This window comes from Deltaproteobacteria bacterium, from assembly GCA_019308925.1.
In the GTDB taxonomy this organism is placed as follows: domain Bacteria; phylum Desulfobacterota; class B13-G15; order B13-G15; family RBG-16-54-18; genus JAFDHG01.
Window position 1 is genome coordinate 18,527 of record JAFDHG010000018.1, and the last position, 12,101, is coordinate 30,627.

A 12,101-nucleotide genomic window follows, 5' to 3' on the forward strand; every position below is an offset into this window, starting at 1 on the left:
AAAAGGAACTTCCTCTTTTGGGGGAGATTGAGGGGGTTTCACCCCCCTCAACGTAAGGCCGAAGAAAGGGCCGAGGGATTTTCTTGTGCGGGGATTGAGGGCAAACTCCTATTAGGATTTAGGAGATGATCTATGCCGTATCGCAGACTGAGTGTCAAGCTCATCTTTTGGGTGGGGGTTATTACGGTTCTGGTGATAGGTGTCTTCGCCTCTGTCAACTTAAACACCCAGAGGAGAAACCTGCTCGATGAGGCCATCCTAGGGGCCAAACATCTGAGTGGCACGCTGAAGAGGAGCCTCAGGTTCGACATGCTGCACAACTATCGGGATGCCATCTACAACTCTATCGAGACCATTGGAACACAGGAGGAGATAGAGAAGGTAAGGATATTCAACAAAGAGGGGATGATCATGTTCTCCTCCGATAAGGAAGAGATGGGGCATATGGTGGACAAAAAGGCCGAGGCCTGCTACGTATGCCATGCCGTGGATAAGCCCCTGGAGAGGTTGGAGATCCCGAAGAGGAGCAGGATCTTCAGGTCTGGTGGGTACCGGGTTCTGGGTATGATAAGCCCTATCTACAATGAGCCCGATTGCTATAACGCCGCGTGCCATGTCCATCCCCGTGAGCAGAAGGTCTTGGGGGTGCTTGACATCTCGCTGTCTCTGGCCGCTACCGACAAAAGGGTAAAGGAGATCAGGGATAAGACCATACTGTTTGCGGCCATCACCATCTTGGCAATCTCTGCTATCATCGGTCTGTTCATCCAGAGGGCGGTCTATCGACCGGTCAAAGAGTTGGCCAAGGGGACGACCAGGGTGGCGGCAGGGGATTTTGACCACACCATCCCCTCCCGCTCCGAGGATGAGATTGGACAACTGGCCGAATCCTTCAACAAGATGACCCAGAGGCTGAAGGCGGTCCAATATCAGCTCTTACAATCGGAGAAGCTGGCCTCCATCGGGAAGTTGGCCGCCACTATCGCCCATGAGATAAACAACCCCTTGAATGGGATCCTGACCTACACCAAGCTGATCGAGAGGAAGCTGACTGAGGGGGCCTTCAAGGAGGGGGAGATCCCTAAGTTCCTCTCCTATCTGACGATCATGGAGAGGGAAACAGAGAGGTGCAGCAGCATCGTGAGAAACCTCCTCGACTTTGCCCGACAGAGGGAACCCTCCCTGAAGCCCGATGTGGATATCAATATGGTAGTGGAGGAGGCCATCTCCCTGTTGGCCAATCAGATAGCCCTGCAAGAGATCAAAGTGGAGAAAAGGTTTGGCCAGCTCCCCCCCATTATGGCCGACCCGATGCAGTTGAAGCAGGCCTTCCTCAATATCATCCTCAACTCCTGCGAGACCATGCAAAATGAGGGCAGATTGACCATCACCACCGCCTTTTCAGACAAGGGAAAAGTGGTGAAGCTGGAGATTATGGACAATGGGGCAGGTATCGCAAAAGAAGATCTGCCCAAGATCTTTGACCCCTTCTTTACCTCCAAGGAGAAGGGCACAGGGCTGGGGCTATCGGTGGTATATGGGATCATCAACTCCCACCAGGGCAATATCGAGGTAAAGAGCAAAGTGGACGAGGGTACCACCTTCATCATCAAGTTACCCACACAGGTCAAGGTAACTGAGACAAGCCCTCCAGCCGGATGAGTAGTTGAGGGACTAATCTTCTCCCATTTAGCTGGTGGGACTGAAAGGATTCAAGGGGTCAAGGATTCCAGTGATCAAGTGAAATGCTTAGAAATTATATAGAGTTAAAAGTTTTGCAGAAGTGATAACAGCTTTGTATCGAGATTTATAAGATTATAAAAAGGTGCTTCGAGGGAGGGAAAATAGGGGGTTAACATCCACAGCGGAGATAGGGAATGAAAAGAGAAGTGAAAATATTGGTGGTCGATGATGAAGAGATAGTGCGAAGCTCCCTGCTCGATTGGCTGCAAGAGGATGGATACCAGGTGGAGGCCGCTGAGGATGGCTTCAAGGCCTTGGAAAAGATCAAGGAGAAGACCTGGGACATCGCCCTGGTGGATTTAAAGATGCCCAAGATGGATGGCCTGGAGTTGATGAAAAAGATAAAAGAGATCCAGCCCCAGGTCCAGGTGATCATCATCACCGCCTATGCTACGGTCCACACGGCCGTGCAGGCCATAAAAACGGGGGCCTATGACTACTTGGTCAAACCCTTCAACCCCGAGGAGATATCCTTGCTTATCAAGAGGTTGATTGAGAGCCAAAAGTTGATAAAGGAGATATCCTATCTGCGCAAGGAACTAAAAAAACAGTATCAATTTCACGACCTGATGAGCAAGAGTCGCAAGATGCAAGAGGTCTTTGAATTGGCCCGCACCATCGCCAAGAGCAACTCCAACATCTTGATACTCGGCGAAAGTGGCACGGGGAAAGAGCTCCTGGCAAGGGCAATCCACAATGAGAGCTTGCGGACTACAGGACCTTTCATACCTGTCTCCTGTGTCGCCCTGACCGAGACCTTGCTCGAGAGTGAGCTCTTCGGACACGAGAAAGGGGCCTTTACCGATGCCATAGCGCAGAAAAAGGGAAAGTTTGAGCTTGCCGATGGCGGTACCATATTCCTGGATGAGATTGGAGACATAAGCCCCAAGTTGCAACTCAATCTCCTCCGGGTCTTACAAGAGAAGGAGTTCACCCGGGTGGGGGGGACAAGACCGATCAAGGTCGATGTACGCATCATCGCCGCTACCAATCGGGACCTGAGAGGGGCGGTGGAGGAGGGAACATTCAGAGATGACCTCTACTACCGCCTGAACGTCATCTCCATAGATATACCCCCCCTGAGGGAACGAAAGGAAGATATCCCCCTCTTGGTCCATCACTTTATAGAGAAGTTTAACATAGAGATGGGGAAAAGGGTCGAAAGGATTTCGGAAGAGGCTTTGGACATCTTGATGAAATACGACTGGCAGGGCAATGTGCGGGAGCTGGAGAATGTAATAGAACGCGCCCTGGTCATCACCAAGGGGAATTTCATCAAGGCAGAGGAACTGCATCTATCCCCTCAGGTAATGAAGGAAGAAGTTCTTTTGCCATCATTAGAAGAAAAGGGCCTCAAAGCCATTGAAAAACAACATATATTAAGAATCCTAGACGAAAACAATTGGAATATCCAAAAATCAGCTGAGATATTAGGAATAGACCGCGTCACCCTCTACAATAAGATCAAAAAATACAACCTAAAAAAGGGTTAGTCGCTTTCTCGCCACCACTCACTTGACAGGAAGCATCTCCAATTTCGTGATGTAATATAAAATAGCTCACCTTTTCTCAAACTGAGGCTTTTAAAGCTCAATGGGGAATGGGAGGCCTATTGGCATGAACGGTACAAGGAGAATGCCCGACATGCTGCTTGAGGGGCTATCACGAAAAAAGAGATGGTTACGACGGTGATTTGGTATAGACATACTCCCTGAAATGGGCTATTATTCAAATTGCCATTCTCAGGCTAATGGCCCGTTTGAAGGGTGACAGCGGGAGAGAGAACCAGTTTGAGGCCAGGGCCGTACAAAAGGAGGTGGTACAAGACAAGGTGGACGAAACATCCTGAAATTTGCTGAAAACACTATGAAGAAAGGAGGTAAACAATGCCTGAAGTACTGAGTGGCAACGTGGTCAAAGTACCGTTACTGGATACCTTGAATTTGTTGAGTTCGGGCGTTTGGACGGGTCAGCGCTGATACCAAGGACGAGGAGAAGCGAGTGCACTTCCAGCAGATCATGCTGGAGATGCTGAGAAATTTATAACCACAAGGAGGAAAGCAAAATGAAACTAAGTATCGGAAAGAAACTGGGTTTGGCCTTCGTGGTGGTGGTGGTGGTGATGGTCTTGGCCGGGGGCTTCGGCCTCTACCAGTTGAACAGGTCGGGCGCTTGCCTCAGGGACATGTCCGAGCACGAGATGACCGCAGCCCTGGCTGCCTTTGGCATCCGGGGCAACTTTGACGAGATGGTGTGGGCCACGAAAAACCTGCTCTTGCGTGGCACGGATCAGGAGACCTTCTACAAGGAGATTGAGAAGTTCAACTACAAAAAGAACCGGCTGGAGACAATCTGGAAGCCTATGCTCGAGAAAGTCCTGAAAGGACCGGATATAACCGACGAACAAAGGAAGTTCTATGATGACTTCAAACGCGAGTACGCTGACTTCAACGATGCCTGGGAACAGGCCCTGCCGGTGTATCAGGCTCAGGGCCAGCAGGCAGCGGATGCTATCATGAGAGGCAAGGGCCGGGGAGGCGCTGATTCCCTCATCGCTCTGGTGAGGTCACTGCGTGCAGCTACTTTTAAGGACATGATGGAATGCGCGGCCCGGACACGAACGGCGATCATCATTATGCTGGTCGCATTCGTCGTGGCTGTGGTGATAGCTATCGTGGCAACCTTCTACATTGCCAGGCAGTTGACCATGGCTATCGAGGAGGTGGCCAAGATCAGGCGTGGCGACTAGGACTGACCATCGAGGTGACGGTAGAGAAGATCCTTTTGACATTCTTTCCATTCGGATCTGTTTCGAGACGTCAGCATCATCATCGTTCTACCGGGCAGAGATGAAGACACCATTATAAAAGGACACACCTTGCGACCCAGTTTTTGAGCTATACTGATAGTGATTTCGTGGATGTTCTCGCTTATTGGAAAAATGCCTTGAAAGGGTTGATTTGAGCGTAAGATAAAAAGGAGAGATAAAAAATGCTAGAAACAATGACTACATTAATACTGGTCATAATAGGGGCTGTGTTGGTCTTGTTCATCTTGGCCTATGGTATCTATATCACCTTTTACTCCATGGCTAAGACCCTCGGAGGTGGTATAGAAGCCAGAAAGGAACATAAGGCCCTGAAGGAGGCCACAGAAGAGGAGAAAACAGAAGAGGAGAAAAGGGAGGTAGAAGAGAGGCCCCCCACTGCGCCTCACTGAGAGGCGGCACTCCTGATGCAGACATTCAGGAGGCGCAATAGGGAAAAGTTAAAACCATAAGAGAAGGAGTTTAGCAATGGGAGCTTTCTCGTATGTGGATATCTTTCTGACAAAAGGTATTGAATATCTACTTGTAATTGATTTTCTTCTGATACTAATTCTCTTCTGGATGGCTTTGACTACACCCACACCCACACGGGCAGCATACCGGTTTGCTACTGAACGGCTGATTCCTGCGATCGCTGAATGGTTCCACCTCCCGGAGGAGAGATATTATCACCAGGGGCATAGCTGGGCAATGCCACAGGGTCACGGGATTGTGAAGATTGGAGTGGACGATTTCGCCCAGAAACTCGTTGGCAGACCCACCACTGTAAACCTTCCCCCCATTGGTTCACGGATTGAACAGGGTGAGGTAGGATGGAGCCTCGGTTTCGATGCAAAAACGATCGATATGATCTCTCCTGTAAACGGAGAGGTCGTTGCAATCAACAAAGATGTTTTGAGAGACCCCAGTGTCATAACTCAGGATCCATATGAGAAGGGGTGGCTTGTAATGGTCAAGGCCGATAAGATAAAGGCAGACCTCAAGAACCTCCTCACTGGTAAGCTCGCAAGGGCATGGATGGGGGAAACAGTTGATGCCCTCCGAGGGAGGGTGGCAGGTGATCTCGGCGTTGTCTATCAAGAGGAAGGTCTCCCTGTGTCAGGGATTGCCAAAAACCTCTCCCCTGACGAATGGGATAGGCTTGCAAAAGAATTCCTTCTGACAGCATAAGGACGTTTATCCCTCCTTATCTTTGCAGGTCCGCCTCTCGGGGGTCCTTTTTCATCTTATTCCTCTGCTGTGGGGAAGAACTCTTTGTCCATCTAATTTTATACCTCAAGGACAGGACAATAGATCCGGTTTCTTTAAAAGTCTTGACCAGCCTCTTTTTACGTGATATTTTTCACGATAAACTAAGGAAGGGAGGGAATAGAGAAATGAGATCGTTTAAGCTCATTTTAGGGATTGGAATTTGTCTTTTTGTCGCCGCATATGCGAGCAAGAGTAAGGTCTTGGCAATTTCCAGCCAAATAGAGGGACTTGAGACCCTAACCTTGGACAGCATTTCTAAGAGATATGAACCGGTAATCTTCTCTCATGAGATGCATACAGAGGTGGCCGAAAGTTGCGCCGCGTGTCATCATACTCCACCAGGGGAAACCCTTGCCTGTTCTGATTGTCATACTACTCCTCTTGATCCCGAAAATAAGAGCAAACTGGGTTTAAAGGGGGCCTATCACATGCAGTGTCTTGGCTGCCATCGGGACGCTGAGAGCGGCCCGATGGGATGCACGGACTGTCACGCCAAAAGGGGTGGTGCCCAATGAGGTATTCCGTTGAGGAACTTTTAAATGAACTCCTGCTTCTGGTGGAGGTGAACATGGTAAGCAGTATGCACCCTGCCATAATAATTGAGGATGATCCAAGAGGATCATTCTCAGAAGAATACAGGTTCCATCTGATGGGAACATGTGAATAAATTGGGAAGGAGGCTTAAATGGATAGGAGAAGATTTCTCAAGACCTTAGGGGCAGGCATATTAGGGACAGCTGGGACTACTTTGACAGCGAGTAGGCTTAAGGCTGAAGGGGTTGTTGGGGGAAAGGAGTTTGTGGGTGTCCTTGTTGACACCACTCGGTGTATCGGCTGCCGTAGCTGTGAGGAGGCATGCGCAGAGGCACATGATCTGCCAGTCCCTGATATAAGCGATGAGTCCGTATTTGAGAAGAGGCGGGACACATCAGTGACACAATGGACAGTTGTCAATCGCTATGAGACTAAAAAAGGAGAGGTCTTTGTAAAGAGGCAATGTATGCACTGTAGTCAGCCTGGCTGTGTTGCAGCATGCCTGGTGAAGGCAATGAAAAAAAGAAAGCAAGGACCTGTCACCTGGGATGAAAACTGTATGGGCTGCAGGTACTGCATGGTCTCCTGCCCCTTTGACATCCCAAAGTTTGAATACAATAGCTGGAATCCCAGGATCCAGAAGTGCAACCTCTGCTGGGAGAGGCTCAAACAAGGAGAGCAGCCTGCTTGTGTTGAGGCCTGTCCACAGGAGGCACTGGTCTTTGGCACAAGGAGGGAACTCGTTGAAGAGGCAAAAAGGCGAATATATCAGAGACCAGAAAAATATGTTCACCACATTTATGGAGAATATGAAGTGGGTGGCACTGAATGGCTCTATCTTTCAGCAGTCCCATTTGAGCAGATAGGCTTCAGGACAGACCTCGGAACGATCGCCTATCCAGAATATTCCACGGGCTTTCTCTATGCGGTCCCCATCGTGCTGATCCTCTGGCCTATGTTCCTGATGGGAGTGAGCTATATAACAAAAAGGGAAGAAGAGATAGGAAGAGAGGGAGAAACGAGATGAACGGGAAAACAGCGACACCAGAAATCAAGAGCATCAAGGACTTTATGGTCTTTATCCGTGGAGAATTAAAACCAAAGGGAAAGATCCTCACCCCCTTCAATGTCATCTCTGCCCCTGTCATGCTCCTCGGTGTCATCCTTATTGCATACCGGATGGTGAAGGGACTGAGCTCCATTACCAACCTCTCTCAGGAGTTTCCCTGGGGAGTATGGATCGGATTCGATGTCATGACAGGTGTTGCCTTTGCAGGGGGTGCATATGTGCTCACCTTTGTGGTCTATATACTCCGATCGGAAAAATATCATTCCATCATAAGGGCAACAGTCCTCAATGGCTTCCTCGCCTACGTCTTTTATGCCGGTGCACTAGTAGTTGATCTCGGTCGTCCATGGCACATCTTTAATCCGATCATTGGAAACAAATTCGGGCTGAGCTCAGTGCTGTTCCTCGTTGCCTGGCACTTTCTGCTCTATATGATAGCAGAGTTTATTGAAATCTCTCCAGCACTTGCAGAATGGCTTGGGTGGAAGATGATCAGGAGGATCCTTAGGGCCCTTACCCTCGGAGCGGTAATCTTTGGCATCACCCTTTCAACATTGCACCAATCAGGTCTCGGGGCACTATTTATGATGGCAAGGGGCAAGATCCATCCCCTCTGGTATACACAGTTTATCCCGATCCTCTTCTTTATTTCCAGCATATTCGCAGGGCTCTCCTTGGTAATATTTGAAGGAACAATAAGCCACAGGGTCTTCAGTGATCAACTAGACCACGAATATCACACAAAATATAACGATATACTCGTAGGCCTGGCAAAGGGATGCGCATGTACGATGCTTGCCTATTTCTTTCTGAAGGTCCTTATATTCATGCACGGCCAGCACTGGCCATACATACATACCCCATGGGGCTACTGGTATCTGGTAGAGGTCATCGGGTTGGTACTTATCCCATGCTTCCTATTCCTACGGGGTGCAATAGATAGAAACCTCACTGTCATCCGTGTGGCTGCTGTTTTGACCATGGTCGGGATCATCATCAACAGGCTCAACTACACCATCATTGCGTTTAAATGGTATGTGCCTTTACCTGTACACTACGTTCCCCACTGGATGGAGATTGAGACGACCCTTGCCATAATATTTGCGGAGATATGGGTATTCAGATGGATTATAAACAGGATGCCTATAATGCGCCATCCACCTGAATGGGCAATTGAACAAGAAGAGCAAATAGTAAGATAAGAAAGGAGGTTTGCAGGACCGCCTCTCTGGCGGTCCTGCTTGGAATATCCAAAAATCCGCTGAGATATTGGGGATTGATCGCGTCACCCTTTATACAATAAGATAAAAAATATAACCTAAAAAGGGGATGATCCCCTTTCTTGCCATAATTTTCTTGACAAAAATTCTTGACAAGGAATTTCCCCTCCGTTAAGCTATCGCCATCTTCAACCATCGGCAATGGAGGTAAATGTGAAGGGATCTCTTTGGTTGGTCTGCACCTTGTTTTTCTCCTTAGTGGCCTGTAGCCCCAATTTCCTGAAAAAAGAAGAACCTCCTCCTTCCACCATTGCAGTTCCATCTCCCCCCCTTCAATCTCTTGAGCCCTCAGATCAAACTGAAGAGGACAAGCCCGATGAAAGGAGCTATGAGCCTTCTCTGCAAATTCCTCCTCAAGAGGAGGCAGAGGTGCAGGAGAAACCCCCTCTGGAGATAGGTGAGGGGGAAAAGGAGGTCACCTTTGATATCCCCATCGTGGTAAATGATCGGGTAGAGTACTTCATAGAGTACTTTAAGACCACGCACAAAAAGGAGTTTGCCCTCTGGTTGAAGAGGTCCGGCAAATACATCCCGATGATGAAAGAGCTCTTAAAGGAAAACGGACTGCCCGAGGACCTGGTTTATTTGGCCATGATCGAAAGTGGTTTCAATCCCAAGGCCTACTCACGCCGTAGGGCATCGGGGCCCTGGCAGTTTGTCTATCGGACTGGAAAGAGATACAGCCTGGTGGTCAACTGGTGGATAGATGAGCGAAGAAACCCAGAAAAGTCCACCATCGCCGCCGCCAGGTATCTGAAGGACCTCTACGACCGGTTCAACTGCTGGTATCTGGCTGCAGCGGGATACAATGCGGGAGAGGGAAAGATCTCCCGGGCCATAAGGCGTTACCGCACAGAGGACTTCTGGGAATTGACCAAATACAGGTACTTGAAAATGGAAACCAAGAACTTTGTCCCCAAGATGATCGCCGCCGGCCTTATTGCCAAAGAACCTGAGAAATATGGCTTCACCGACATAGAGTACGACGAACCTATCCGCTACGAAAAGGTAGAAATCCCCGACGCTACGGACCTGAGGGTAATTGCCCGCTGCTGTGGTGTAGATTATAAGACAATTCGTGCCCTAAACCCGGAGCTAAAGAGGTGGTGTACCCCCCCTGATTATCCTGGCTACCAGGTAAAGATACCCGCCGGAAAAAAAGAGGTCTTTTTAACAAACTTCTCTCAACTCAAGCCCTTAGAGAGGATAACCTTTCGACGACATCAGGTGAGGATGGGTGAGACCCTCTCCCAAATCGCCAGACGATATAGAACAGGGATAAGACCCGTTATGCAGATCAACCATATCAGAAATCCGAAACACCTTAGGGCGGGAACCTACATCATCATCCCCATCCCCGCTGACAAGGCCCTCTCCATAAAAAAGAAGGGAAGGAAGAAGAAGGTCGAGGTAAAGAGGCAGGCCCCGGAAAAAGGCAAGGCCTCCCTCGAGGAAATCCTCTATGTGGTGAAGGAGGGGGATACCCTATGGGATATCGCCCGCATGTATAATCTATATATCGAGGAAATAAGGTGCTGGAACAATATCAGAGGAAACCTCATCCGCCCCAAGGATAAAATCCTTTTAAAGATAAGAAAGGAAGAAAAAGGATAAAGAATTCAGATCTCTACCTTTAGGTGAAGCTCCTTTAACTGTTGCGGGTCTATATTGGCGGGGGCATCGGTGAGGAGGCAGGTAGCCCTCTGAGTCTTGGGAAAGGGGATAACCTCCCTGATAGTCTCTGCACCACACAGCAACATCACTAGTCTATCAAAGCCTAAGGCAATACCTCCATGGGGTGGGGACCCATAATCAAGGGCCTCTAAGAGAAACCCGAACTTGGCCTCGGCCTCCTTAGGCCCGATCCCCAAGATCTCAAAGATCAACCTCTGAATATCCCCACGGTGGTTCCTTATGCTCCCCCCTCCGATCTCCGCGCCATTAAGGACAATGTCATAGGCCTTGGCCCTGACCTCCAGGGGGGCATCTTTGAGTTGCGCCACATCCTCATCCTTGGGGGCGGTGAAGGGATGATGTACAGCCGTATACCTTCCCTCACCTTCATCATATTCCAATAAGGGGAAATCGACAATCCACACGAATTGATAGGTCCCCTCCTCCATCAATCCCCTCTCCCTGGCCAGATGCAGCCGCAAATGACCCAGGGCCTCATTTACTACCTTGGCCCTATCGGCCACAAAGAGAAGGAGATCCCCTGGTCCCCCCCCCATCCTGGCGTTCATCTCCTGTATATCTTCGGGTTGGAAAAATTTGACAATAGGGGATACCCAACCTTCAGGCTCCACCTTTACCCAAGCCAACCCCCCGGCGCCATAGACCTTTGTCACCTCGACGAGTTCATCGATCTCCTTGCGGGATCGTTCTCCACCACCCTTTAAGTTTATCCCCTTGACAATACCTCCTCCCTCTATAGCCTGGGTAAACACCTGAAAATTCGAACGAGAGGCCACATCGGTGATCTCAACTAGCTCCATCCCAAAGCGTATGTCAGGACGGTCTAGGCCGTACCTGGAAATCGCCTCCTGATAGCTCATCCTGGGAAAGGGCCTTTTGAGCTCAACCCCCAAGATCTCGCGAAAGAGGACCTCCAACATCCCCTCGATACACTCCTGAACGTCCTCGGCATCTACAAAGGACACCTCCACATCAATCTGGGTAAACTCCGGCTGGCGATCAGCCCTGAGGTCTTCATCTCGGAAGCACTTGACGATCTGAAAATAACGGTCGAACCCGGAGATCATCAAGAGTTGTTTAAATAGCTGGGGAGATTGGGGGAGGGCATAAAAGCTGCCGGGATTAAGGCGGCTGGGGACGAGATAGTCCCTGGCCCCCTCGGGGGTACTGCGGGTGAGGAAGGGGGTCTCGATCTCCAGGAAGCCCTGAGAGGAAAGGTAGTCCCTCACCACCTTGGCCGCCCGCTGCCTCAGGATCAGGTTCTCCTGTAGCCTCTGCCTGCGGAGATCCAGATACCTATATCTGAGTCTTACGTTCTCCGCCACCTCAGCTTCATCCTCGATGGGAAAAGGGGGTGTCTTGGATTCATTGAGGATCTTTAACCCATGAGTCACCACCTCTATCTCCCCTGTGGCCAGACGGGGGTTCGCCGTCCCCTGCGGCCTCAGCGCCACCTTCCCCTGGACCGCGATGACGTACTCACTCCGTACAGAGTGGGCCTTGGTATGTGTCTGGGGGTTTATATCAGGATTAAAGACTACCTGAACCACCCCATACCTGTCCCGCAAATCCACAAAGATTAACCCCCCATGATCCCTTCGACGTTGAACCCAGCCCATCAAGACGACTTGGGCACCGGCGTCCTTCCTTCTCAGCTCGCCACAGTTATGGGTACGACGCCAATCATCCAATGAATCCACAG

12 protein-coding genes are annotated in these 12,101 nt (G+C 49.9%); 11 read left to right on the forward strand and 1 reads right to left on the reverse strand.

Translation table 11 applies throughout. The features are described 5' to 3' along the window. Nucleotides 1-132: 132 nt before the first annotated feature. The 11 genes from JRI46_04435 to JRI46_04485 all read left to right on the forward strand — a co-directional run bounded on the left by JRI46_04435 (nt 133) and on the right by JRI46_04485 (nt 10,318). A complete protein-coding gene (locus JRI46_04435; GenBank protein ID MBW2038832.1) occupies nt 133-1,662 on the forward strand; it encodes a HAMP domain-containing protein in 1,530 nt (509 codons plus the stop codon). Between the two features lie 215 nt (nt 1,663-1,877). Next, entirely contained in the window at nt 1,878-3,236 is a 1,359-nt protein-coding gene (locus JRI46_04440) for a sigma-54-dependent Fis family transcriptional regulator (GenBank protein ID MBW2038833.1), read from the forward strand. Between the two features lie 572 nt (nt 3,237-3,808). Then, entirely contained in the window at nt 3,809-4,492 is a 684-nt protein-coding gene (locus tag JRI46_04445) for an MCP four helix bundle domain-containing protein (GenBank protein MBW2038834.1), read from the forward strand. A gap of 242 nt (nt 4,493-4,734) precedes the next feature. Further along, nucleotides 4,735-4,962: a hypothetical protein gene (locus tag JRI46_04450; GenBank protein MBW2038835.1), complete on the forward strand. Its 228-nt coding sequence runs from the start codon at nt 4,735-4,737 to the stop codon at nt 4,960-4,962. 94 nt (nt 4,963-5,056) lie between these two features. After that, nucleotides 5,057-5,740: a glycine cleavage system protein H gene (locus JRI46_04455; GenBank protein ID MBW2038836.1), complete on the forward strand. Its 684-nt coding sequence runs from the start codon at nt 5,057-5,059 to the stop codon at nt 5,738-5,740. Between the two features lie 206 nt (nt 5,741-5,946). Continuing rightward, complete coding sequence (locus JRI46_04460) at nt 5,947-6,336, forward strand: cytochrome c3 family protein (protein MBW2038837.1); 390 nt, start codon at nt 5,947-5,949, stop codon at nt 6,334-6,336. After that, on the forward strand, nt 6,333-6,488 hold the full coding sequence (locus JRI46_04465; protein MBW2038838.1) for a hypothetical protein: 156 nt from the start codon (nt 6,333-6,335) through the stop codon (nt 6,486-6,488). The genes JRI46_04460 and JRI46_04465 overlap by 4 nt, the downstream gene beginning before the upstream one ends. An 18-nt stretch (nt 6,489-6,506) precedes the next feature. Beyond that, nucleotides 6,507-7,382, forward strand: a complete 876-nt coding sequence (locus JRI46_04470) for a 4Fe-4S dicluster domain-containing protein (protein ID MBW2038839.1) — start codon at nt 6,507-6,509, stop codon at nt 7,380-7,382. Beyond that, the gene (gene nrfD, locus JRI46_04475) at nt 7,379-8,626 is read left to right on the forward strand and encodes a polysulfide reductase NrfD (protein MBW2038840.1); all 1,248 of its coding nucleotides are present in this window, start codon (nt 7,379-7,381) and stop codon (nt 8,624-8,626) included. Before JRI46_04470 ends, nrfD begins: the two co-directional genes overlap by 4 nt. Before the next feature lie 10 nt (nt 8,627-8,636). Then, the gene (locus JRI46_04480; GenBank protein MBW2038841.1) at nt 8,637-8,732 is read left to right on the forward strand and encodes a hypothetical protein; all 96 of its coding nucleotides are present in this window, start codon (nt 8,637-8,639) and stop codon (nt 8,730-8,732) included. Between the two features lie 125 nt (nt 8,733-8,857). After that, a complete protein-coding gene (locus JRI46_04485) occupies nt 8,858-10,318 on the forward strand; it encodes a LysM peptidoglycan-binding domain-containing protein (GenBank protein ID MBW2038842.1) in 1,461 nt (486 codons plus the stop codon). 5 nt (nt 10,319-10,323) lie between these two features. Here the strand turns inward: JRI46_04485 and aspS are convergent, their stop codons facing one another. Beyond that, a complete protein-coding gene (aspS, locus tag JRI46_04490) occupies nt 10,324-12,099 on the reverse strand; it encodes an aspartate--tRNA ligase (protein ID MBW2038843.1) in 1,776 nt (591 codons plus the stop codon). Between the last annotated feature and the right edge of the window lie 2 nt (nt 12,100-12,101).